At 68.8% G+C, this 22279-nt stretch carries 17 protein-coding genes; 2 read left to right on the top strand and 15 right to left on the bottom strand.

Features of this window, described 5'->3' with window-relative positions; all coding sequences use genetic code 11:
• Positions 1 to 2 precede the first annotated feature (2 nt).
• Positions 3 to 620 (top strand): YceI family protein, encoded by a 618-nt coding sequence (locus ACFONC_RS05885; protein WP_386742781.1) that lies wholly within the window; start codon positions 3 to 5, stop codon positions 618 to 620.
• 54 nt (positions 621 to 674) lie between these two features.
• Here the strand turns inward: ACFONC_RS05885 and ACFONC_RS05880 are convergent, their stop codons facing one another.
• The 12 genes from ACFONC_RS05880 to purB form a co-directional block, all read right to left on the bottom strand.
• Entirely contained in the window at positions 675 to 1934 is a 1260-nt protein-coding gene (locus tag ACFONC_RS05880; protein WP_386742780.1) for an RNA polymerase sigma factor, read from the bottom strand.
• A gap of 494 nt (positions 1935 to 2428) precedes the next feature.
• Positions 2429 to 2614, bottom strand: coding sequence for a hypothetical protein (locus ACFONC_RS05875; RefSeq protein WP_386742779.1), 186 nt, complete (start codon positions 2612 to 2614; stop codon positions 2429 to 2431).
• Between the two features lie 178 nt (positions 2615 to 2792).
• Entirely contained in the window at positions 2793 to 4034 is a 1242-nt protein-coding gene (locus ACFONC_RS05870) for a TCR/Tet family MFS transporter (protein ID WP_386742778.1), read from the bottom strand.
• A gap of 246 nt (positions 4035 to 4280) precedes the next feature.
• On the bottom strand, positions 4281 to 4874 hold the full coding sequence (locus tag ACFONC_RS05865; protein WP_386742777.1) for an LOG family protein: 594 nt from the start codon (positions 4872 to 4874) through the stop codon (positions 4281 to 4283).
• A 405-nt stretch (positions 4875 to 5279) separates the two neighbouring features.
• The gene (gene lpdA / locus ACFONC_RS05860; protein WP_386742776.1) at positions 5280 to 6722 is read right to left on the bottom strand and encodes a dihydrolipoyl dehydrogenase; all 1443 of its coding nucleotides are present in this window, start codon (positions 6720 to 6722) and stop codon (positions 5280 to 5282) included.
• 192 nt (positions 6723 to 6914) lie between these two features.
• Positions 6915 to 8159: a dihydrolipoyllysine-residue succinyltransferase gene (gene sucB, locus ACFONC_RS05855; protein ID WP_386742775.1), complete on the bottom strand. Its 1245-nt coding sequence runs from the start codon at positions 8157 to 8159 to the stop codon at positions 6915 to 6917.
• 45 nt (positions 8160 to 8204) lie between these two features.
• Positions 8205 to 11030, bottom strand: a complete 2826-nt coding sequence (locus ACFONC_RS05850; protein WP_386742774.1) for a 2-oxoglutarate dehydrogenase E1 component — start codon at positions 11028 to 11030, stop codon at positions 8205 to 8207.
• 239 nt (positions 11031 to 11269) lie between these two features.
• Positions 11270 to 12208: a GNAT family N-acetyltransferase gene (locus ACFONC_RS05845; RefSeq protein WP_386742773.1), complete on the bottom strand. Its 939-nt coding sequence runs from the start codon at positions 12206 to 12208 to the stop codon at positions 11270 to 11272.
• On the bottom strand, positions 12205 to 13416 hold the full coding sequence (locus ACFONC_RS05840) for a JmjC domain-containing protein (RefSeq protein ID WP_386742772.1): 1212 nt from the start codon (positions 13414 to 13416) through the stop codon (positions 12205 to 12207). Before ACFONC_RS05840 ends, ACFONC_RS05845 begins: the two co-directional genes overlap by 4 nt.
• Positions 13417 to 13585: 169 nt before the next feature.
• Positions 13586 to 14575, bottom strand: coding sequence for an ankyrin repeat domain-containing protein (locus tag ACFONC_RS05835; protein WP_386742771.1), 990 nt, complete (start codon positions 14573 to 14575; stop codon positions 13586 to 13588).
• Between the two features lie 170 nt (positions 14576 to 14745).
• Complete coding sequence (locus ACFONC_RS05830) at positions 14746 to 16182, bottom strand: hypothetical protein (protein ID WP_386742770.1); 1437 nt, start codon at positions 16180 to 16182, stop codon at positions 14746 to 14748.
• Between the two features lie 95 nt (positions 16183 to 16277).
• The gene (gene purB, locus ACFONC_RS05825; RefSeq protein WP_386742769.1) at positions 16278 to 17648 is read right to left on the bottom strand and encodes an adenylosuccinate lyase; all 1371 of its coding nucleotides are present in this window, start codon (positions 17646 to 17648) and stop codon (positions 16278 to 16280) included.
• Between the two features lie 344 nt (positions 17649 to 17992).
• Here purB and ACFONC_RS05820 point away from each other — a divergent pair, with 344 nt between their 5' ends.
• Entirely contained in the window at positions 17993 to 19384 is a 1392-nt protein-coding gene (locus ACFONC_RS05820; RefSeq protein WP_386742768.1) for a class II fumarate hydratase, read from the top strand.
• A 6-nt stretch (positions 19385 to 19390) separates the two neighbouring features.
• Here ACFONC_RS05820 and ACFONC_RS05815 read toward each other — a convergent pair whose 3' ends face one another.
• From ACFONC_RS05815 to ACFONC_RS05805, 3 genes are read right to left on the bottom strand one after another with little or no spacing between them, the layout of a single operon-like run.
• Positions 19391 to 20716 carry a metallophosphoesterase gene (locus tag ACFONC_RS05815; protein WP_386742767.1) on the bottom strand — a complete coding sequence of 442 codons (1326 nt, stop codon included), beginning with the start codon at positions 20714 to 20716 and terminating at the stop codon, positions 19391 to 19393.
• 21 nt (positions 20717 to 20737) lie between these two features.
• On the bottom strand, positions 20738 to 21355 hold the full coding sequence (locus ACFONC_RS05810; protein WP_386742766.1) for a DUF2884 family protein: 618 nt from the start codon (positions 21353 to 21355) through the stop codon (positions 20738 to 20740).
• A 38-nt stretch (positions 21356 to 21393) separates the two neighbouring features.
• Positions 21394 to 22233: a DUF4097 family beta strand repeat-containing protein gene (locus ACFONC_RS05805; protein ID WP_386742765.1), complete on the bottom strand. Its 840-nt coding sequence runs from the start codon at positions 22231 to 22233 to the stop codon at positions 21394 to 21396.
• Positions 22234 to 22279 lie beyond the last annotated feature (46 nt).

Below are 22279 nucleotides of genomic sequence, written 5' to 3'. Positions count from 1 at the left end.
CAATGGCCATTCGATTCCGCTTCGTTCCCGGGCTGTCGGTGCTTGCGGCGCTGCTTGCTGTTGGCGGTACCGCCGCGGCGGCCACGGTCCACTACGACATCGATCCCGAACACACCTTTCCCAGCTTCGAGGCCGACCACCTGGCGGGACTGTCCGTGTGGCGCGGCAAGTTCAACCACAGCAGTGGCAAGGTAGCGCTCGACAGGGCTGCGGGTACCGGGTCGGTGGAGGTGGCCATCGACACGGCAAGCATCGACTTCGGCCACGACGCGCTCAATGAGCACGCGCGGGGCGCGGAGCTGTTCGATGTAGCGAAGTATCCGCAGGCGACCTACAGCGGCCGGCTGGAAGGCTTCGTCGACGGCAAGCCCACGCGGGTGGTCGGCGAACTGACGCTTCACGGGGTGACCCGCCCGGTCGAACTGAAGATCAACAGTTTCAAGTGCATGCCGCATCCGGTGCTCAAGCGCGAGCTGTGCGGCGCGGATGCGCTGGCGACGATCCAGCGCGACGAGTTCGGCATGCCTGCCGGCAAGGACTACGGTTTCAGCATGGCGGTAACGTTGCGGATCCAGGTTGAGGCGATCGCGCAGGAGACGACGGCCGCGCCCGCACGGTAGCCGCGGCTGCCGGTGGGGGAGGGCCCGTCCAGCTTGCCGGACGCGGGGCGCCTTCTAGGCGCAGTCGCGCGCCTTGGCCAGCAGTAGCTCGCGTTCGCGTGCGTTGCGCGTCATCCCGGCGGCGCGCTCGAACTCGATGCGCGCCTCGGCACGGCGGTCGAGCTTGTGCAGCAGTTCCCCGCGTACGCTCGGCAGCAGGTGGTAATGCTGCAACGCGCGCTCGCCGGCCAGCGCGTCCACCGCGGCGAGTCCGGCGGCGGGGCCGGATGCCATGGATACCGCCACCGCGCGGTTGAGTTCCACCACCGGCGACGGCATCGTTTCGGCGAGCGTGTCGTAGAGCGCGACGATGCGCGGCCAGTCGGTCGTTTCGACGCTGGCGGCGCGGGCATGGCACGCGGCGATCGCGGCCTGCAACGCATAGGGTCCGCGAGCACCGCCGAGCTTCGATGCCTGTTCGAGCGCGGCCAGTCCGCGGCGGATCAGCAACTGGTCCCAGCGGGCGCGGTTCTGGTCCGACAGCAGCACCGGTTCACCGTTCGGCCCGACGCGCGCCCTGCTGCGCGAGGCCTGCAGCTCCATCAGCGCCAGCAGTCCGTGTACCTCCGGTTCGCGCGGCATCAGTCCGGCGAGGATGCGGCCCAGGCGCAACGCTTCATCGCACAGGCCAGGACGGAGCCAGTCGTCGCCGGCGGTCGCCGCATAGCCTTCGTTGAAGACGAGGTAGATCACTTCGAGCACCGAGGCCAGGCGTTCGAAACGGTCATCGCCGCGCGGCACCTCGAACGGCACCTGCTTGTCCGACAGCGTGCGCTTGGCGCGCACGATGCGCTGGGCCATGGTCGGCTCCGGCACCAGGAAAGCGCGCGCGATCTCGTCGGTGGACAGGCCCCCAAGCAGGCGCAGCGTCAGCGCGACGCGCGCTTCCCGTGGCAGCACCGGATGGCAGGCGGTGAACACCAGCCGCAGCAGGTCGTCGCCGATGTCGTCGTCGAGCTTGTCGTCGAGTCCGGACGCGGCCATGTCCTGCTGTTCCTCCAGTTCGCGGGCGATCTCCGCGTGCTTGCTCCACTGCAGCTTGCTGCGGCGCAGCCGATCGATGGCGCGGCGCTTGGCGGTGGTCATCAGCCAGGCGGCCGGGTTGTCGGGCACGCCCGTTTCCGGCCAGCGCTCCAGCGCGGCGACCAGCGCGTCCTGGGCGAGTTCCTCGGCCAGACCTACGTCGTGGACCATGCGCGCGAGCGCGGCGATCAGCTTGGCCGATTCGATGCGCCACACCGCCTCGATCGTGCGATGGATGTCGGTTGTCGTCATGGCGAAGGATCAAAGCACCCCCGCTTTTGCGGCGCAAGGCCCGCATGGCCCGCGTCGATTCCGCCATTCCGCTCAGGGATCGGCTACGGCCAGGCGGCGGTCCGCGAGCGCATGCGCCCTTCCTGCTTGTCGGTTCACATGTCGGTTTCCCAAGGGCGCGGGTGGTCGCGCTTCAATGGACATGACGAAACAGGGTTTCCGGAATCGACATAACAGCGGCACGGTGAACACCGGCTGGGCGCAAGAAATTGCGTGGCAACTTTCGAGGCGCTGGAACCGCGAACGGCCCGGTCAACGTTCACTGGTGTCGTTGGCGTTCGGTTCGCCGTCGGAAGCGCAGGCTTCGCGCGCCTCCCGGGCGAGGTCGGCGGAGCGCGCGAATTTCTCCGGCTTCTTCATGGAGACCTCATCGGTGGCGATGCGCGATTGCGCAGGCGGCCGCGGCTCATCCTCACGTGTTGCCCATCACCGGAAACACGATGTCGTTGACGTGCTCAGTCGGACGTCTTGGCGGGAACGAACGGCGAAATCGGATCGCTGGCCGGGAAGGTCTCGTCCAGCGCCTCGTCCTGGTTGTCGCTTTCGTGCTGCTTGCGGTGCTGGCGGTGTTCGGGCGTTTCGGGAGGACAGTTCCTGTCTTCCCCGGTCGGAAGATCCTTGCGATCGCGGTGGTTGCTCATTGCGGTGCTCCGGTATTCTCGTGCCCGGTCCGGGAGCCCGGCCCATGCCCGGACGCTTGCTGCGATCCGTGGCATCAACGTGTACCCGGACGAGGTGGCGCCAATATCCGCCGCCGCCCGTTGCTTCGACGTCAAGGCGCGCACCGGAAACGGTACGCATCTTGAACCGCGGTGAAGCTCAGGGCGCGGTCGCCGTCGCCACGCGCGTGCGCAGCGCCACGCGCCAGCCGATGATTGCTGCGCCGAACAGCACCAGCGACGCGATCAGGAACGCGGTGCCGGGGTGCGGGAACCACGCCTCCGGCCCTATCGAGATGGAGTACACGGCGCCGAAGAACAGCGGCGACAACACGCCGGCGATCGCGCCGACGCTGTTGTTGGCGCCCTGCAGCTGGCCCTGCTCGGACTCGGACACGCGTCGGGTCATCAGCGACTGGATGGTCGGCATCGCCAGGCCCCACAGCGCGTTGGGCAGCATGGCCAGCGTGAACAGCAGCCCGGTCGGCGCCAGGCCCATGCAGGCGATGCCGACCGCGCCGAAGCACAGTCCGGTGATCATCACCCGGCGATCGCCGAAGCGCTTGACCAGCGGCCCGACCAGCGTGCCCTGCACGATCATGTCGAGCACGCCGACCATCGCCAGCAGCACGCCGACCTGCCAGGGGCTCCAGCCGTAACGATAGCCGGCATAGAGCACGAATACCGCCGAGAACACGTGGTGGGCGAAGTAGAGCAGGAAGTTGACGCCGGCAAGTCCGGTCAGTTCCGGGTGCGAACGCAGCAGGCGCAGTGCGCCGAGCGGGTTGGCGCGCTTCCACGAGAAGGCCATGCGTCGTTCCGGCGGCAACGATTCGGGCAGCACGAATGCACCGTACAGGAACGCGATGCCACTGAGGGCCGCTGCCGCCCAGAACGGCGCGCGCGGCGACCATTCGCCCAGCACGCCGCCCAGCAAGGGGCCTGCGACGAAGCCGGCGCTGAACGCCGCGCCGATCAGGCCATAGCCGCGCGCGCGGTGTTCGGGGTCGGTGATGTCGGCCATGTAGGCGAACGCCGTGGTGAAGCTGGCCGAGGTGACGCCGGCGATGATCCGGCCCAGCGCCAGCCACCACAGGTCCGGCGCCAGGGCCATGAGCACGTAGTCGATCGCCAGGCCGGCGGTGGAGATCAGGATGACGGGGCGCCGGCCATGTTGGTCGGACAGCGAGCCGATCACCGGCGAGGCGAGGAACTGCATCAGCGCCCACAGGGCGACGAACAAGCCGTTGATGACGCCGGCGCGGGCGTTGGAGCCGGTGAACTGTTCGATCAGCGTCGGCAGGACGGGGATGACGATGCCCATCGACAGGACGTCGAGCATCGCGGTGACAAGGATGAACGCGATCGCGGCCTTGCTGGCGCGGAAGGCGACAGGGGGCATGGAATGGTTTCCGGGGAATGCGCCGGCTTGCCGACGCGGGGTGCGGATGCACGGAAGATCCCGGGCGATGGCCGGGACGATGGAAACGAACCCGGCCCGTGGGGCAGGGGAAGCGCGAGGCTTCAGGTGCTGGCGACAATCCGCATGGTTGCTGCCCCTCGGCGAACAAGGGGCGCGATGCTACACGATGGCGTGCAGCCTGCGCCAGCGCCGCATGCGGCGGCGTTCATGCGGGGAAGGTGCGCGTCAGCGCAGTTCGCGGCGATGCTTGGCGTCCAGCCACTTGGAGGCCTGCGCCGGCGTGTAGTCGCGCAGCCAGGCGAACAGGCCGTCGATGTCGTCGCCGTGCCACAGGTCGGCGCGCTGGTCCGGGTGCAGGAAGCGCTCGGCGACCATGCGGTCGATCATCGCCAGCAGCGGGTCGTAGAAGTCGTCGACGTCGAGGAAGGCGCAGGGCTTGTTGCCCAAGCCGAGCTGGCGCCAGGTCAGCATCTCGAACATCTCGTCGAGCGTGCCGAAGCCGCCGGGCAGGGCGACGAAGGCGTCGGACAGGTCGAACATGCGCGCCTTGCGTTCGTGCATCGAGCCGACGACCTCCAGCTTGGTCACCCCGCGATGCGCGACCTCCCAGTCGACCAGCTGCTGCGGGATCACGCCAATGACCTCGCCGCCACCTTCGAGCACCGCGTCGGCGACGATGCCCATCAATCCTACGTTGCCGCCGCCGTAGACCAGCGCCAGCCCATCCTTTGCGATCCGCGTGCCCAGCGCTTTCGCGCGCTCGGCGTAAGTCGGGCGGAGGCCGGCGTTGGAACCGCAGTAGACGCAGATGCTTTTCATGGGACGGGATCAGGGGCTAGGGGCTAGGGGCTGGGGGCTAGGGGCTGGGAGTGTTGCGCTTGCTGAAGTTGCGATCGCAATGAGGTGTGTGCACCAGAGCAGTGCCGACGGGGAAACAACCCTCCGGCGTCATCCCCGCGAAGGCGGGACAAGCGCGAAGCGCGCAGAACGGCCGCAGGCCAGCCCGCAGGGCGAGCGAAGCGAGTCATCCAGCGCCTCGAATGCGTGTGGGGCAAAGACGCCGGGTTCCCGCTTCCGCGGGAATGACGATCAAAGGCAAGCGTGTGCTTTTGCCCCAGCCCCCAAGGTGGGGGCGGTTCGCGCCGAAGGCGCGAAGGGGCGGGGATGGCGGCATGCTTTGGGGCCCGTGGCTTGCGCAGCAAATCATGGGCGCAAGGCGAACAATCAGTTCGCTTTGTGGATCGCCCGCTTGTCCACCGCCATCGCCGCGTCGTGGATCGACTCGGACAGCGTCGGGTGGGCGTGGCAGATGCGGGCCAGGTCGTCGGCGGAGCCCTTGAACTCCATCGTCAGCACGCCTTCGTGGACCAGCTCCGACACGCCCACGCCGACCAGGTGCAGGCCGAGTACGCGGTCGGTTTCGGCGTGTGCGATCACCTTCACGAAGCCGGCCGGTTCGGCCATGGCCACGGCGCGGCCAAGCGCGGCGAACGGGAAGCTGCCGGTCTTGTACGGCGTGCCGTCTTCCTTCAGCTGCTGCTCGGTCTTGCCGACCCAGGCGACTTCCGGTTCGGTGTAGATCACGTTGGGGATGGTGTCGTAGTTGACGTGGCCGGGCAGGCCGGCGATCAGCTCGGCGACCGCGATGCCTTCCTCGAAGCCCTTGTGCGCCAGCATCGGGCCGCGCACGCAGTCGCCGACCGCCCAGACGCCGTCGACGCCGGCGTGGCAATGCTCGTCGACCTCGATCACGCCGCGCTGGTCGAGCTTGACGCCGGTGCCTTCGGCCAGCAGCCCCTTGCTCGCGGCGCGGCGGCCGACGGCGACCAGCAGCTTGTCGAAGGTGATCGTCTGCTCGCCGTCCTTGTCGGTGTAGGTGACGACCACTTCCTTCTTCTTGCCCTTGCCGGTGACCTCGGTCTTGCTGACCTTGGCGCCCAGGCGGATGTCCAGGCCCTGCTTCTTGAACTCGCGCGCTGCGGTCTTGGCGACCTCGGCGTCGGCGACGGCCAGGAAGTCGGGCAGGGCTTCGAGCACGGTGACCTCGGCGCCCAGCCGTTTCCACACGCTGCCCAGTTCGAGCCCGATCACGCCGGCGCCGATCACGCCCAGGCGCTTGGGCACCTCGGCGAAGTCGAGCGCACCGACGTTGTCGACGATGTACTCGCCGTCGAACTTGGCGAACGGCAGCTCGATCGAATCCGAGCCGGCGGCGAGCACCACGTTCGCGGCCTTGAGCTCGACTTCCGAACCGTCGTGCTGCTTGACCTTGACCACGTTGCCTGGCTGCAGCTGGCCGAAGCCGTAGAACGGCGTGACCTTGTTGGCCTTGAACAGCATCGCGATGCCGCCGGTGAACTGCTTCACGATGGCGTCCTTGCGGCCGACCATCTTGGCCACGTCCATCTTCGCGTCCTTGAACGTGATGCCGTGCTGGTCAAACAGGTGGCCCATGTTCCAGTACTGGCGCGAGGAATCGAGCAGCGCCTTGGACGGGATGCAGCCCACGCGCAGGCAGGTGCCGCCCAGCGCGGGCTTGCCGTCCTTGCCCAGCGCGGCGTCGATGCAGGCGACCTTCATGCCCAGCTGCGCGGCGCGGATGGCGGCGTGGTAGCCGGCGGGGCCGGCGCCGATGACGATGACGTCGAATTGCTGTTGTTCGCTCATGGTCTCGTTCCTTTTGCTTTTCCTTCTCCCGCCGGGAGAAGGTGCCCGGAGGGCGGATGAGGGTTCGGCGGAGTGGCGTCGGCGCCGGTGGCGGTGTGGATGGTCGGCCGATGGCGGTCGGCACCGTTCGCCATCGCGACTTCGCCGGCCCTCACCCCAACCCCTCTCCCGACGGGAGAGGGGCTCGAAGCACTACATGCCCAGCAGCATCCGGTGCGGATTCTCGAGCTGGTTCTTGATGTCGACCAGGAACAGCACCGCGTCCTTGCCGTCGATGATGCGGTGGTCGTAGCTCAGGGCGATGTACATCATCGGCGCGGCGATCACCTGGCCGTTCTCGACGATGGCGCGCTCCTTGATGGTGTGCATGCCGAGGATCGCCGACTGCGGCGGGTTGACGATCGGCGTCGACATCAGCGAGCCGAAGGTGCCGCCGTTGGTGATGGTGAACGTGCCGCCCTGCAGGTCCTCGAGCTTCAGGCCGCCTTCGCGCGCGGCGCGGGCGTAGCCGTCGATGCCCTTCTCGACGTCGGCGAAGCTCATCCGCTCGACGTTGCGCAGCACCGGCGTGACCAGGCCGCGGTCGGTGGAGACGGCGATCGAGATGTCGGCGTAGCCGTGGTAGATGATGTCGTCGCCGTCGACCGAGGCGTTGACCGCCGGGTACTTGGCCAGCGAGTTGGCCGCGGCCTTGGCGAAGAAGCTCATGAAGCCGAGCTTGATGCCGTTGGCCTTCGTGAAGTCGTCCTGCAGCGCCTTGCGCATCGCCATCACCTTGCCCAGGTTGACCTCGTTGAACGAGGTGAGCATGGCGATGGACTCCTTCGACTGCATCAGGCGCTCGGCGATGCGCTTGCGGATGCGGGTCATCGGCACGCGCTCTTCCGGGCGGGCGCCACCGGACACGCCGGCGGTCTTGCCGCTGGCATAGTTGACCAGGTCTTCCTTGGTCACCGCGCCGCGGCGGCCGGTGCCTTCGACCTGGGACGGGTCGATGCCTTCCTTCACCGCGGTGAAGCGCGCGCCCGGGGGCAGGTCGTCGGTCTTCGAAGGCGTGCCCGTCTTGCCGGCAGCAGCCTTGGGCTGCACTTCCTCGGCGCCTGCCGCCGGCTTCTGCGGCGTGGTCGTGGGTGCGTCGGTCTTCTTGTCGTTGGCGGGCTTCTCGGCCTTGGCGTCTTCCTTCGGTGCTTCGGCGGTGGCGCCTTCCTCGATCACCGCGATCACCTGCTGGCTGGTGACGGTGGCGCCTTCCTCGAACTTGAGCTCCTTGATCACGCCGTCGACGGTGGACGGGACTTCAAGCACGACCTTGTCGGTTTCGAGGTCGACGAGGTTTTCGTCGCGCTTGACCGCATCCCCGACCTTCTTGTGCCACGACGCGATGGTGGCGTCGGTAACGGATTCGGGAAGGACCGGGACTTTGATTTCGGTGGCCATGGTGGGCGGCGTCCTGATGGAAACGTGGAAGGAGGGCGGGGCGGATTATTCGCTGGCGGCTTCGCCGTCGAGCGGATTGACCAGGGCATCGGCGACCAGCTGCTTCTGCTCGGCGACGTGGTCGTTGAAGTGGCCGACGGCCGGGGCCGGCGAGCGTGCGCGGCCGGCGTAGTGCAGCGACTGCTTCGGGGCCAGGCACGCGACCAGGTGGTGGCGGATCTGGTACCACGCGCCCTGGTTGTGCGGCTCTTCCTGGCACCAGACCACGTCGGTGGCCTTGGTGTAGCGCTTGAGCTGCGCGGCCAGCAGTTCGCGCGGGAACGGGTACAGCTGTTCGATGCGGATCAGCGCCACGTCATCGGCGCCGCGCTTGTGCATGTCCTCGAGCAGGTCGTAGTAGACCTTGCCCGCGCACAGCACGACGCGCTTTGCCTTTTTCGGGTCGCTGGTGGTGTCCGCGATCAGGTGCTGGAAGCTGCCGTCGGCCAGTTCGTCCAGCGTCGACACCGCCAGCTTGTGGCGCAGCAACGATTTTGGCGTCATCACCACCAGCGGCTTGCGGGTGTCCATGCACAGCTGGCGGCGGATCATGTGGAAGGCCTGCGCCGGCGTGGTCGGGACGCAGACCAGCATGTTGTCCAGTGCGCATAGCTGCAGGAAGCGCTCCAGGCGCGCCGAGCTGTGCTCCGGGCCCTGGCCCTCGTAGCCGTGCGGCAGGAACAGCGCCATCCCGCACAGGCGATTCCACTTGGCCTCGCCCGAGCTGATGAACTGGTCGATCACCACCTGTGCGCCGTTGGCGAAGTCGCCGAACTGGCCTTCCCAGATGTCGAGCGTGTCGGGGTCGGCGGTGGAATAGCCGTACTCGAATGCCATCACCGCTTCCTCGCTGAGCAACGAGTCGATGATGGTGGCGTCCTCGGGGTTCTTCACCAGCTGCTGCAGCGGCAGGTAGTCGGTGTCACTGTTCTGGTCGTGCAGCACCGCGTGGCGGTGGAAGAAGGTGCCGCGGCCGCTGTCCTGGCCGACCAGGCGCAGCTTGTGGCCCTGGTCGAGCAGGGTGGCGTAGGCCAGGTTCTCGGCGAAGCCCCAGTCGCCCGGCTGTTCGCCGGCGGCCATCTTGCGGCGGTCGTCGTAGATCTTGGCCACGCGCGGGTGCAGCGTGACCTCGTCGGGGATGGTGTTGATCGCCTTGGCCAGCTTGTCGAGCGTGGCGCGCTTGACCGTGGTGTCGACCGGGTCGGACAACTTGCCCGACAGGTACGTCGACCAGTCGATGGTGAACTCGTCGGGCTTCACTTCGGCCAGTTCGGTGGTGACCTCACCCGCGTCGAGCTTGTCGCGGTAGCCGTCGACCAGCTTCTGCGCGTCCTCGCCGGTGACCACGCCGTCGGCCGCCAGGCGCTCGGCGTAGAGTTCGCGCGTGGTCTTGTGCGCGCGGATGGTCTTGTACATCAACGGTTGGGTGGCGGCCGGCTCGTCGGCCTCGTTGTGGCCGTGGCGGCGGTAGCAGACCAGGTCGATGACCACGTCCTTGCCGAAGCGCTGGCGGAAGTCGAATGCCAGCTCGGCGCAGAACACCACGGCCTCGGGATTGTCGCCGTTCACGTGCAGCACCGGCGCGCCGACCATCTTGGCAACGTCGGTGCAGTACAGCGTGGAGCGCGCATCCTCGGCGGCGCTGGTGGTGAAGCCGACCTGGTTGTTGATGACGATGTGCACGGTGCCGCCGACGCGGAAACCGCGTGCCTGCGACATCTGGAACAGCTCCATCACCACGCCCTGGCCGGCGAACGCGGCGTCGCCGTGCAGCAGCACCGGCAGCACCTGCTTGTGCTCGTCGTCGCCGCGGCGATGCTGGCGCGAGCGCACCGAGCCGGCGACCACCGGGTCGACGATCTCCAGGTGCGAGGGGTTGAAGGCCAGCGCCAGGTGCACCGGGCCACCCGGGGTGGCGATGTCGGCCGAGAAGCCCATGTGGTACTTCACGTCGCCGGTGTGGGCGCGGTCGTCGTGGGCGTGCTCGAACTTGCCCTCGAACTCGTCGAACAGCTTGCGCGGCGACTTGCCGAGCGTGTTGACCAGCACGTTGAGGCGGCCGCGGTGGGCCATGCCGATGACGATGTCCTTGACCCCGTCCACGCCGGCGCGGCGGACGACGCTGTCGAGCAGCGGGATCATCGAATCGCCGCCTTCGAGCGAGAAGCGCTTCTGGCCGACGTACTTGGTGTGCAGGTAGCGCTCCAGGCCCTCGGCCGCGGTCAGGCGCTCGAGGATCCGGTGCTTGTCGTCGGCGCTGCGGCCGAAGTCGCCGCCGGCGGCCTCCAGGCGCTCGTAGATCCAGCGCCGCTGCTCGGCGTCGGTGATGTGCATGAACTCGGCGCCGATCGGGCCGGTATAGGTGGCCTTGAGACGGGCGAGCAGGTCGCCCAGCTTCATCCGCGCGTTGCCGCCGACGCCGCCGGTGCTGAACTCGGCCGACAGGTCGCTCTCCGACAGCCGGTGGAAGGCCAGTCCGAGGTCCGGCGCCTCCGGCTTGTCCTGCATCGCCAGCGGGTCGAGGTTCGCGCCCAGGTGGCCGCGCGAGCGATAGGCGGTGATCAGGCGGCCGACGTGGCGTTCGCGCTCGTCGCCGGCGCCCTGCGCGACCACGCCGCGCGAGGCCTGGCGGCCGGCCGCAGCGACGTTTTCCATGATCGCCGAATGGGGGATGTCGCCTGCCTCGCGGCCCTTGAACCCGTCGAACCAGGCCTTCCATTGCGGCCCGACGCTGTCCGGGGTGACCAGGTACTGCTCGTACAGGTCCTCGATGTAGGCGGCGTTGGAGCCGAGTTGGGAGGACTGCGCAAACTGCTTCAGGAGACTGTCCACGTCTGGCGTAATGGGCTCGAAGAGGGGAGGGCAAACGCCTGATTCAACGGGAAATCCACTGGCCCGTGGAATGGCGCGTGAAAGAACATCGATTATAGCCCGCCGCCTTGTCGCGGCGCATCATGGGCGGCTTCATGCGGCAGGGATGCATCATTCCATTCACGTCCCGGGGGCAGGAACGCCCCGCGGGGCACGGCGCTTCCGGATTCCGGAGAAGAAGTCGCGCCCATGGGGCGCTTCTACAGGCCCAGCGTGCGGTATTCGGTGCAGGGGCGAGAGCGTTCCCAGACCGGGCGGAAATGCTCGGCCAGCTGGCGCGCGAGGCCGGGTGCGCCGGTTTCGGCTTCGCCGTCGAGCCGGTGGCCGAGGGCGCGGAAGTAGTAGCCGCCATCGTCGTTGGCCAGGTAGGCGGACGGGTAGGCGCGGTCGACCGGGTCGGCGATTTCGCGGAATGCGATCACGCTCGGCAGCCGCTGCGCCAGCGCCAGCAGCGGCGCCAGCGCGCGTTGCGGCGCGGCCGCATCCTGCAGCAGCACCTGGACCTGGATGCCGTCGCCGCGGGTGCACAGCTCGCGCATCGCATCGAGGACGCGCGGCGCGTCGAGCAGGCCCGGGTCGAGTTCGCGGCTGTAGACGTGCAGCCTGCGCCGGGCATGGCGGACGATGGCGGCCGTCGCGGCCACCGCGGCGTCGGTGCCTTCGATGGCCTGTGGCCGGTCGATCCGGCGCCGCATCGCCTGGTGCTCGATCCCGGCCTCGATGAAGCGCTCGCCGACCGGAACGAATCCGTGGCGCGCGTAGAACGACTGCGCGGATACCTGGGCGTTGAGGACGATGTCGTTCCAGCCACGCTCGCGTGCCTGCCGCAGCAGCGCGTGCAGCAGCGCGTCGCCGACACCGGCGCCGCGCCAGTCGCGCAGCACCGCCATGCGGCCAACGTGTGCCGGCGCGTCGGCCGCGGTGGGCGGCACCAGGCGACCGGTGCCGATCGGTTTTCCGGCGCGGTCGCGCGCGATCGCATGCAGGCATCGAGGGTCGTGCGCGTCGCGTTCTTCCTCGACCGGAACGTTCTGCTCCACCACGAATACCGCTTCGCGCACGGCGAGCAGTTCGCTGCAGGCATCGGCGAAGGCGGCCGTTTCCACCCGGAACGGCCCGTACGGCCGTGCGGCGTTCACGACGCCCCGCTGCCGGGCTCGACGAGATGGTAGTGGCCGCCGAGCAGCAGATCGTAAACTGCGTCGCGGCCCTGGTCCGACAGCCCGGCGTAGGCCGCGCCATCGAAGGCCGCTGCGGCGGCGATGGCGCGCGCATCGCGCGCGGGCAGGGCGTACGCCTGGCCGCCTGCGTACAAGCGGGCGCCCTTGCTGGCACGTCGCCAGGCCATGCGCGTCCAGGGATGGCGATGCAGCACGTGTCCCTGCTGCAGGTCCCATTCGATCTCGATCCGCGAACGGCTTTCGTCGGCCGGCACCGCCTGGCCCGCGCTGCGGTACAGGGTGATGAAGCGGCCGAACCAGTCGCCGAGGCGGTCGGGATCGTTCATTCGCAGCGCGTTGAGCGCCTGGAGCACGCGCTGCATCGCCGCGGCGTCGATTTCGTTGGCGTCCTTCGCCGGCGCCAGGTCCGGGTCCACGTAGCGCAGGCCGTCGTCCGACTCGGCCGCCAGGGTGTCGACGAAATCGCCCAGCAGCTCCGCCGCCGACGGGGCGCGCATGCCGACGGAGAAGGTCAGGCACGGATCCTCGGCCACGCCGTGGTGCGGCACGCCCGGCGGCAGGTAAAGCATGTCGCCGGGGGCAAGCACCCAGTCGTGGGTCGGGGCGAAGCGCTGCAGCAGCTTGATCTCGGCATCCTTGCGGAAGTGCAGCGGCGGATCATCCTGCGTGTCGACCTGCCAGCGCCGGTGGCCGAGCGCCTGCAGCAGGAACACGTCGTACTGGTCGACGTGCGCACCGACGGAGCCGCCGGTGGCCGCGAAACTGACCATGATGTCGTCGATGCGCCAGCGCGGCAGGAAGTCGAACTTCGGCAGCAGCGCGGCGATATCGGCGTCCCACTTGTCGACATCCTGCACCAGCAGCGTCCAGTCGCGGTCGCCGAGGCCGGGGAATTCCTCCTCACGGAACGGGCCGTGGCGGACCGTCCAGGCATCGCGTTCGCGATCGTGCCGGATCAGGCGGGACAGCGCCGCGTCCTCACAGGCCAGGCCGGCGAGGTCTTCCGGCTCGATCGGCGAGACGAAGCCGGGGAATGCGTTGCGGATCAGCAGCGGCTTCTTCTGCCAGTAGTCGCGCAGGAAGTCGGCCGCGGGCATGCCCAGCGGCTGCTTCGCGGAGCCTTCGACCTCGATGGGCGTTTCCGCCGGCTTGGGCTTCCTGGTCATGCGGCAGGGATCGCGTCGTGGCGGGCGTGACCGCGCCTTGCAACGCCGGCTTCCGGGGCGCGTGGATTCCTTGCGGCCGCAAGAATGGGCGCTTCGATGTGGGGCAGCAGTTCCATCGCGCCATTATCCACGCCGACGCGGACCCGGCGTGAGCCTGGCGGGCGCGGGTTCAGCCTTCGCCCAGCCTCTGCCGGAGTCCGGCTTCGTGCTCGCGGATTTCGGCATCGAGGTCGCGCGTCGTGCCGGCGTTGCCGCCGTCGCCGCCCTGCGACGCGCGCAGGCGCGCCAGGTGCGGCGGTTCCGCGGGCACGGACAGCCCGCGTGCGGCCAGCAGCGACTGGCAGCGCTGCTGCCACTGCGCCAGCTGCGGGAAGCGGCCGGCCTGTACCGGCCACCAGTAGATGTTCTCGACGATGGGCTGCGCGCCAACGCGGTCTTCGGACGGTGCGGTCTCGATCCTGTAGCCGGGGTCGGCACCGTGTTCGAGCAGCCAGTGCGCCTTGTCGAACTGGCCGGCGCTGTAGTACGCAAGCAGGCTGGTGTTCGGCTGGCCGTGGGCGGTGGCGTCGATGTCGGCGCCGTGTTCGACCAGCAGCTTGACGTTGTCCCAGCGCCCGGCCAGCGCGGCGACCCGGGTGAGCGGTTCGCCGTTGTTGTCGATTGCATTGGCGTTGCCGCCGTGCTCCAGGAAGACCTGCAGCACGGCGGGGTCGCCGGCCTTCGCCGCCCAGGTCATCACCGTGCCTGCCGCGGGCGCGGCGCGATTGGCGTCGGCGCCGTGTTCGAGCAGGGCGCGCACGCCCGCGGCGCTGCCCTGCAGCACCGGCCAGGCGATCAGCGGCAGGCCGCCCGGCGAGACCGCGTTGGGATCGGCGTGGTCCTCGCCGACCAGGCGCGCGACCTGCGCGGCGTCTCCCGCCGCGCTCGCCTGCGCGAGTTCGAGTTCGGGGCCGTTGAAGTGCTGTTCGATGCGCAACGTCTGGGTCACCGTGGATCCTTGCCTGGGTTGCTGGGCGCCGTCACCGGCATGGTCCGGGGTTTGCACGGTGCAGCCCGGGAGCACGGACCACATCGTGCACAGCGCGACGGTTGCGGCCGCGGCGGCACGCAGCGGTACGCGCTTCGCCGACACGATACGCCGGTCGGGGGGGTGGGTCATTGCAGGTGCATCGCCAGGAGCGGACGCGAGGAGCATGCCACCTGCGTGGGAAAAGGTCGTGAACCTTTCATCGTCGATCCGCTGGCGGCGCTGGCTTGCTCCGTGGGAGTGCGCCTGGACGCAATGAGGCTTGCCCGGTAATGCCGGTCGCGCCCAGGTGGGCTCCTATATCAGCCCAGCTGGTCCTGCAGGGCCTGTTCCTGGTCGTTGATCGTGCTTTCCATCGCACCGTCGAAGACGCCGAAGCTGTGGCGATCGACCATCTCCATCACGCTGTCGCGCACGTCGCCGTCGGCGGCTTCGACCGCGATCGAGCCCGCGGTCTCCAGGCCCTCGGCGATGTCAAGGGTGATGTCGCCGCCCTTTTCGATGTAGTCGCCCATCGTGGCGACCACGTCGCCGCCGCCCGAGATCAGGTCGCCGGCACCGCCCAGCAGGCCGAAGTCGGGCAGGAAGTCGCTGGCCGTGTTGAGGGCGTCGCCGGCGCCGTTGGCCAGGCCGCCGAGGAAGCCGGTCACGTCATCCACGATGTCGGTGCCATCCTCGACCAGGCCGGCGAAGTCATCGACCGGCATCCGCTCCACGCGAGCGTTGATGTCATCGATGATCGTGTCCAGCGAGGTGATGTCGGGCCGGTCCGAACCGTCGGCGTTGCGCGCCTGGAGCGTGGTCACGTCGCCGACCGCGTCGGGCAGGTCACTGACCTGCTGGCCGGTGACGTTGGTCGGGAAGGTCACGTCGTCCTGGTAGATGTTCAGCCCGTGGCCCACGCCGTTGAGGATCGCGGCCAGCGAATCGGCATTCTGGCCGCTGAGCCCGGCGGTGGCGTCCTGCAGTTCGGTGAGCAGGTCGCCGTCGACGGCATAGGTGCTGATGTTGCCGTCGGCGTCGTCGAACGACAGCCCGCGGTCGGCGAGGGCATCGGCGACGGTGTCGGGATGGACGCCAGCGGGGTTGGAGACGACGGTTTCGGCGCCAGTCGCAAGGCCCGCCGCTGTGGCCAGGCCGCCGCCCAGCGAGTGGCCGCTGAAGATGATGTCGCCGCCGCTGGCCTGGTTCACGCGGGTGGCGATGTCGATCGCGCGGTTGTAGTAGGCCTCGTCGTTGCCCATGGCCTGGGCCACGTCGGCGTTGACGTCGCGCATGTCGCCGAAGTCCGTGCCCTCGAACTGCAGGACCGGCTTGGCGTCGGGTCCGAAGACCTTCGGGTCGGGGATGAACAGCTCGGCGTTGAAGCCGGAGCCGTCCGGGCGCAGGTCGGCCGGGCTCAGGCCGTAGGCCTCGAGCTGTGCTGGCGTCGCGCGGCTCCAGCCCTCGGGAACGGTGTCGTCGGGGCCGATGGAACGGCTCAGCGCGAGGATTTCGCGGTCGCGGTAGAGCGTGGCGAGGTCTTCGGTCTGCTGCCAGAGCGCGCCGTCGCCCTGTTGCTGGGCCTGCGTGTAGCCCTGGGTCAGGAGTTCACGCTGTGCGGGATCGGATGTGGCGGCGTTGACCCGGGCCTCGATTTGTTCCGCGGTCTGCGCCGGTGGGGGAGGCGGCGGCTCGGCGACGGCCTGGACCACCGTCTGGATGGTGTCCTTGATGGTGTCGATGATGTCGAAGGACATGGCCGCGCTCCGGCTGGCTGTGGATGCCTTCGTGATACCCCACCGCCGCCGCCCGCGCCATTGGGGCTGACCCTAGGAAACGGGCATGGATTCGTTCAGATGTCCTTCGCCAAGCGGTCGGCGAGGCCGGTATAACTGGCAGGCGTCATTTCCAGCAGCCGCTGCTTCTCGCCCTGGGGCAGGTCGAGCGAGGCGATGAACTCGCGCATCGAGGCTTCCGTGATGCCCTGGCCGCGGGTCAGCGCCTTGAGTTGTTCGTAGGGGTTGGGCAGGCCGTGGCGACGCATGACGGTCTGCACGGCTTCGGCCAGCACTTCCCACGAAGCGTCGAGGTCGGCGGCCAAGCGTTCGGGGTTGGCCGAAAGCTTGCCCAGGCCGCGCAACAGGGCGTCGTAGCCGATCAGGGCGTGGCCGAATGCGGTGCCCAGCGCGCGCAGCACAGTAGAGTCGGTGAGGTCGCGCTGCCAGCGGCTGACCGGCAGCTTGACCGCGAAATGGTCGAACAGCGCGCTGGCGATGCCGAAGTTGCCTTCGGCGTTCTCGAAGTCGATCGGGTTCACCTTGTGCGGCATGGTCGAGCTGCCCACTTCGCCGGCCTTGACCGCCTGCTTGAAGTAGCCCAGCGAGATGTAGCCCCAGATGTCGCGGCACAGGTCGATGCAGATGGTGTCGATGCGCCGCTGTGCGTCGCAGATCTCGGCCACGCAGTCGTGCGGCTCGATCTGGGTGGTGTAGGGATTGAAGTCCAGGTCCAGCGATTCGACGAAGCGCTGCGCGAACGCGGGCCAGTCCACGTCAGGGTAGGCCACGACATGGGCGTTGTAGTTGCCGACGGCGCCGTTGATCTTGCCGCTCAGCGACACCGCGGCGAGCTGTTCGCCCTGCCGCTGTAGGCGCGCGACGACGTTGGCGATTTCCTTGCCGACTGTGGTGGGCGAGGCGGTCTGCCCGTGGGTGCGCGAGAGCATCGGCAGCGCGGCGTGCTCGTGCGCCATCGTGCGCAGCGCCTCGATCAGCGCGTCGAGCCTGGGCAGCAGTACCTCCTGCCGCGCCTGGCTGAGCATCAGCGCGTAGGACAGGTTGTTGATGTCCTCGCTGGTGCAGGCGAAGTGGACGAACTCCAGCGCCGGGCCGAGCTCGGCGTCATCCTTCAATCGCTCCTTGATGAAGTACTCGACGGCCTTGACGTCGTGGTTGGTGGTGCGCTCGATCTCCTTGACCCGGGCCGCGTCAGCGACGGAAAAATCGTCGGCCAGCGCGCGCAGGCGTGCGGCGGCGGCATCGCCGAAGGGCGCGAGCTCGGCGATGCCCGGCTCGGCCGCCAGCGCCAGCAGCCACTCCACCTCGACCCGCACGCGTGCCTTGAGCAGGCCGTACTCGGAGAAGATCGGTCGCAGCGCGTCGACCTTGCTGGCGTAGCGGCCGTCGAGAGGGGACAGGGCGAGCAGTTGCGATTCGACGGGCATGGCGGCGGGACGTGGCGGAAACCGCGCATTCTACTGCGGCTTGCCTGGGGAGGCCTTTCGCTTTACTCCCTCCCCTGCGAAGGCAGGGGGTGAGGAGGGCCGTTTGCGAACCACGGGTTCGCGGCCTGACGAACGCCATCGAGCTGTGCTCGATGGCCGGGCGGGTTGGGGAAGGGTGTCGTTGCCAATCGCCGCGAACCGTGGGCACCCCCTCCCAGCCTCCCCCTGCCTTCGCAGGGGGAGGGGCCAAGGCAAAAGCTCGCGGCTGAAGCCACTCCTGCAGAACAGGCAGGAGCATTCGGGGCGGCGGCGTATCCTTGGTTGCATCGCATCAGGAGAACACCATGGCCACGCAGCGCTACCGGATCGAACACGACAGCATGGGCGAACTGCAGGTGCCCGCCGAGGCACTGTGGGGCGCGCAGACGCAGCGCGCGGTGCAGAACTTCCCGGTGTCTGGCCGGCCGATGCCGCGCGGCTTCATCCGCGCGCTGGGGCTGGTGAAGGCATCCGCCGCCACCGTCAACGCCGAGCTTGGCCTTCTGCCCAAGGGCGTGTCCCGGGCGATCCACGCGGCCGCGCTGCAGGTCGCCGCGGGCGTGCACGACGCGCAGTTTCCGATCGACATCTACCAGACCGGCTCTGGCACTTCGTCGAACATGAACGCCAACGAGGTGATCGCCACGCTGGCTTCGCGCGCCGGGAAGAAGGCCGTCCACCCGAACGACCACGTCAACCTCGGCCAGAGCTCCAACGACGTCATCCCGACCGCGATCCGGGTCAGCGCGCAGCTGGCGGTGGTCGAAGACCTGCTGCCTGCGCTGAAGCACCTGCGCAAGACGATCGACGGCCGCGCGCGCGCCTTCGGCAAGGTGGTCAAGACCGGGCGCACCCACCTGATGGACGCGATGCCGATGACCTTCGCCCAGGAACTGGGTGCGTGGTCCTCGCAGCTGGCCTCGGCGCAGGCACGGATCGAGGACGCGCTGAAACGCCTGCGGCGGCTGCCGATCGGCGGCACCGCGATCGGCACCGGCATCAACGCCGATCCGCGCTTCGGCAAGGCGATGGCGAAGACGCTGTCGACGCTGGCGAAGACGAAGTTCGAGTCGGCAGCCGACAAGTTCGAGGGCCTGGCTTCGCAGGACGACGCGGTGGAGCTGTCCGGCCAGCTCAACGCGCTGGCGGTGGCGCTGATGAAGATCGCCAACGACCTGCGCTGGATGAACTCCGGGCCGCTGGCAGGGATCGGCGAGGTGGAACTGCCGGCGCTGCAGCCGGGCAGCTCGATCATGCCCGGCAAGGTCAACCCGGTGGTGCCCGAGGCAACGGTGATGGTCTGCGCCCAGGTGATGGGCCACCACGTGGCGATCACGGTCGCCGGGCAGACCGGCAACTTCCAGCTCAACGTCACGCTGCCGCTGATCGCCGCCAACCTGCTCGACTCGATCGGCCTGCTGGCCAACGTCTCTCGCCTGCTCGCCGACACGACCATTGCCGGGATGAAGGTGCGCCGCGACAACGTGTCCGCCGCGCTCGACCGCAATCCGATCCTGGTCACCGCGCTCAACCCGATCATCGGTTACGAGAAGGCGGCCGCGATCGCCAAGCGCGCCTACAAGGAGGGGCGCCCGGTCTTCGACGTGGCGCTGGAAGACAGCGGCCTGCCCGCCGCGCGGCTGAAGAAGCTGCTGGACCCCGCCGCACTCACGCGCGGCGGAATCCAGGGCGGCTGAGCGCGTTCAGTACGGGTAGGGCAGCGCCGACAGCCGGCGCAGGTCGCGGACCATGTCGAACAGCAGCCTGCGGTCGTTCGCGTCCAGCAGGCTGAACCCGCGGAACGCCGGTTGCCCGTCGACGAGGTTGCGCGCCACGCCGATATCGACCACGCGCGGCTCGCCGTCTTCGAACACCAGCACCTCGGACGCGGACTCGTCGCTGTTGACGTCGACCGCGTAGACGCGGCCGTTCCGCATGGGTTCCACGCCGGGCACGATGGTGTGCCCGACGACCGCCATGCTGGCGCCAAAGTGTTCCAGCGCCTCGGCGACCTGGGCATCGCTGGCCATCGGGTAGCGGCCTTCGAGCGCCCTGAACCAGCCGCGGTACTGGGTGACGCCGGCGTGGCCGAGCACGGCATCGAGTCCGGGCGATGGCGGGTGCGGGCCGGCGTCGTTCCAGTAGTCCTGCATCGCCGCGTTGAGCTGCCCGACGTCGAGCCCGGTGCGCGCGACCTGCGGGCTGATGCCGCCGTGCACGAACAGCACCTTGCCCAGCTTCAGCGCCACCGGCTGCTGGCGCAGCCATTGCCCGATCATCGTGTCGGCCGCGAAGGCATTGCGATAGCCACCCATGGCATTCAACGCATGGAGGTGGTCGGCGTTCGCGCGCGAAGGATTGGTGCGCAGCATGTACTGCTCGTGGTTGCCGAGCAGCACGTGCACCGCGCCGCCTGACAGCGCCGCCTGCCCGGACAGGCCATGCAGCCGCCACAGCACCGCGAAGACGTCGCGCCCGCGGTCGACCGAATCCCCCAGCACCACCAGGTGGCCGCCGCCGTAGGCCCACTTGCCGTCGGCGCCGACGACGCCGAGCCGGCGCAGTGCCTGTTCGAGGAAGGCGGCGTTGCCTTCCAGGTCGCTGAGTACCGCCACCCGCGTTGGCATCGGCGCGACTGACTGCGGCACCTGCGGCGTGTACAGCGGGAACGCGTGCTGCGTGCCGGTGCATTCGACATGCAGCGACAGCGCCGAAGCGGGAAGGGCGGAGCGATGCGGCCGGTCCTCGCAGAACCAGGTTGCCGACCAGTTGCCGTTGGTGCCGCGGCGGACGATCGGCCCGTCGAGGAACCCGGGGATCCGCACCTGCCTGCCCGACGCCACGTAGACCGGGATCGCGATGTCGCGTCCACCCGGCAGGTGCAGGCGCAGGCGCGTCGGCGCGCCGTGGGCGGTGGTTTCAACCGATGCGCGCGAGAGCAGGACCAGGATCGCCAGCGCGGCTGCGACGATCGCGGCGAGGAGCAGGATGATGCCCCATTTGACCAGTTTGCGGGTTGTTGCCTGCATTCCGTTGCGCTCCCGCGTCGCCTAAGCGGCCGCTGCGGTAGCCGCGCCCTGAGTGTCTTCCCGGCAGTCGTCGATGTCCGACTGGTCCATCGTCGCGTAAGGCTTGAACTCGGGCAGCTTCTCGACGAGCTTCTGCTGGGTTTCGAGCATCGGCGCCAGGTGCTCGCAGATCTTGCGCGCTTGCGCTTCGAACTCGCGCGCGTCGGCCTCGATTTCCGCCTCGACCTGGTCGCCATTGCCGGAGAAGACTCCGCGCAGTGCTTTCCCCGCGGTGCGCAGGCCGAAGTCCGCGCCCTTCATCCCGATGTCGGTGCCGGCCGCGGCAACGGCGATGATCCCGGCCCGGTACTCGAGCAGCAGCTCGCGCTGGGCTTCATCGGTCTCGACCTTCTTGCCCGCGATCAGCAGGTCGCCCTGCGGAGTGATCTCGGCCTTGGCGTCCGCCTTGCTGCTGGACAGGGTGATGTTCTGGTTCTCCAGCTTCGTCCGTACTTTCTCCGCGACCTTGCCGAGGGTGCGGCCAAGCGCCGTATCCGCGCCGCTGCCCGGCGCCTGCGCGGCTGGCGGCGGCTCGTTGCGGTTGCAGCCGCCGAGCAAGGCAAGGCAGGCGATCAGGGTGATGGCGTGGATCCTGGTCATGGCCGGTGGACTCCGTGGATGGTGGCGTCGGGGGCGCGTCAGCGCTTGCGCGGCAGGTCGACGCGGCCGGTGACGCCGCGGTGGTTGACGTCGCCGCTTCCGGCCGAGCGCACGGTGAGGTCGCCTCGTGCGCCGTCGACATCGATGTCGCCCGAGCCGATCGAGCCGACCGTGATGTTGCCGCCGATGTCGTCGAGGTCGAGATCGCCTGAGCCGATCGAGCCGACGTCCACCGAACCGCGGGTGGAGTGGATCGATACGTCGCCGGAGCCGATGCTGCCGATCCTCGAAGCGCCGCCGACGTTGCGGATGGTGGCGTCTCCCGAGCCGACCGAGTCCAGGTCCAGCGAGCCGATGTCGCTGGCTTCCAGGTCGCCGGAGCCGAGCGACGCGGCAAGTTCGCCGCGGATGCGGGTGGCCCGCACGTCGCCAGAACCGGTATCGATGCGGGCGCTGCGCGCGCCATCGACACTGGCGTCGCCCGAGCCGACCTCGAGCTGCACCGCGATGTCGTCGGGCACGCTGGCCTGCAGCTTCATGTAGGCGTAGCGGTCGCCGAACAGGGAGATGCCGCCGAACTTGCCCTTGCGTTCCGCGGTGACGACCAGCCGGTCGCCGGACTTGTGCTGGGTGAGGACCAGGCGCGACAGGTCGTCCTCGTTCGATGCGCACGCGCGTCCCTGGACCGTGTTGCCAGGTGCGGTGGTAGCGCGCACGTCCAGGTCGTTGGCGCCGATCTCGAAGACGACCGTCTTCACGCCGGCCATGTCGAGCTGCAGGTTGCGGGGCTGGCTGTGCCTGCAGTGGTCGTCGTCGTCGGCCTGTGCGGCCAGGGGCAGCAGGAGCAGGGCGCCGAGGATCAGGGCTTGTTTGCGCATGGGAATTCCTTGGTGGCTTCGTAAAGGGGGCGGCGACCCGCGGGGC

The sequence above is a fragment of the Luteimonas soli genome (genome assembly GCF_042648865.1).
Classification (GTDB): domain Bacteria; phylum Pseudomonadota; class Gammaproteobacteria; order Xanthomonadales; family Xanthomonadaceae; genus Luteimonas; species Luteimonas soli.
Note: the sequence above shows the minus strand (reverse complement) of the source record. Positions and strands in the feature narration are given on the sequence as shown.

Excerpts from the sequence above, each read along its gene's own strand:
- lpdA (WP_386742776.1), bottom strand. The coding sequence starts at position 6,722 with ATGAGCGAACAACAGCAATTCGACGTCATCGTCATCGGCGCCGGCCCC.
- ACFONC_RS05875 (WP_386742779.1), bottom strand. The coding sequence starts at position 2,614 with ATGAGCAACCACCGCGATCGCAAGGATCTTCCGACCGGGGAAGACAGG.
- ACFONC_RS05835 (WP_386742771.1), bottom strand. The coding sequence starts at position 14,575 with ATGACCCACCCCCCCGACCGGCGTATCGTGTCGGCGAAGCGCGTACCG.
- ACFONC_RS05880 (WP_386742780.1), bottom strand. The coding sequence starts at position 1,934 with ATGACGACAACCGACATCCATCGCACGATCGAGGCGGTGTGGCGCATC.
- ACFONC_RS05820 (WP_386742768.1), top strand. The coding sequence starts at position 17,993 with ATGGCCACGCAGCGCTACCGGATCGAACACGACAGCATGGGCGAACTG.
- ACFONC_RS05870 (WP_386742778.1), bottom strand. The coding sequence starts at position 4,034 with ATGCCCCCTGTCGCCTTCCGCGCCAGCAAGGCCGCGATCGCGTTCATC.
- ACFONC_RS05865 (WP_386742777.1), bottom strand. The coding sequence starts at position 4,874 with ATGAAAAGCATCTGCGTCTACTGCGGTTCCAACGCCGGCCTCCGCCCG.
- ACFONC_RS05830 (WP_386742770.1), bottom strand. The coding sequence starts at position 16,182 with ATGTCCTTCGACATCATCGACACCATCAAGGACACCATCCAGACGGTG.
- sucB (WP_386742775.1), bottom strand. The coding sequence starts at position 8,159 with ATGGCCACCGAAATCAAAGTCCCGGTCCTTCCCGAATCCGTTACCGAC.
- ACFONC_RS05810 (WP_386742766.1), bottom strand. The coding sequence starts at position 21,355 with ATGACCAGGATCCACGCCATCACCCTGATCGCCTGCCTTGCCTTGCTC.
- purB (WP_386742769.1), bottom strand. The coding sequence starts at position 17,648 with ATGCCCGTCGAATCGCAACTGCTCGCCCTGTCCCCTCTCGACGGCCGC.
- ACFONC_RS05805 (WP_386742765.1), bottom strand. The coding sequence starts at position 22,233 with ATGCGCAAACAAGCCCTGATCCTCGGCGCCCTGCTCCTGCTGCCCCTG.
- ACFONC_RS05840 (WP_386742772.1), bottom strand. The coding sequence starts at position 13,416 with ATGACCAGGAAGCCCAAGCCGGCGGAAACGCCCATCGAGGTCGAAGGC.
- ACFONC_RS05815 (WP_386742767.1), bottom strand. The coding sequence starts at position 20,716 with ATGCAGGCAACAACCCGCAAACTGGTCAAATGGGGCATCATCCTGCTC.
- ACFONC_RS05885 (WP_386742781.1), top strand. The coding sequence starts at position 3 with ATGGCCATTCGATTCCGCTTCGTTCCCGGGCTGTCGGTGCTTGCGGCG.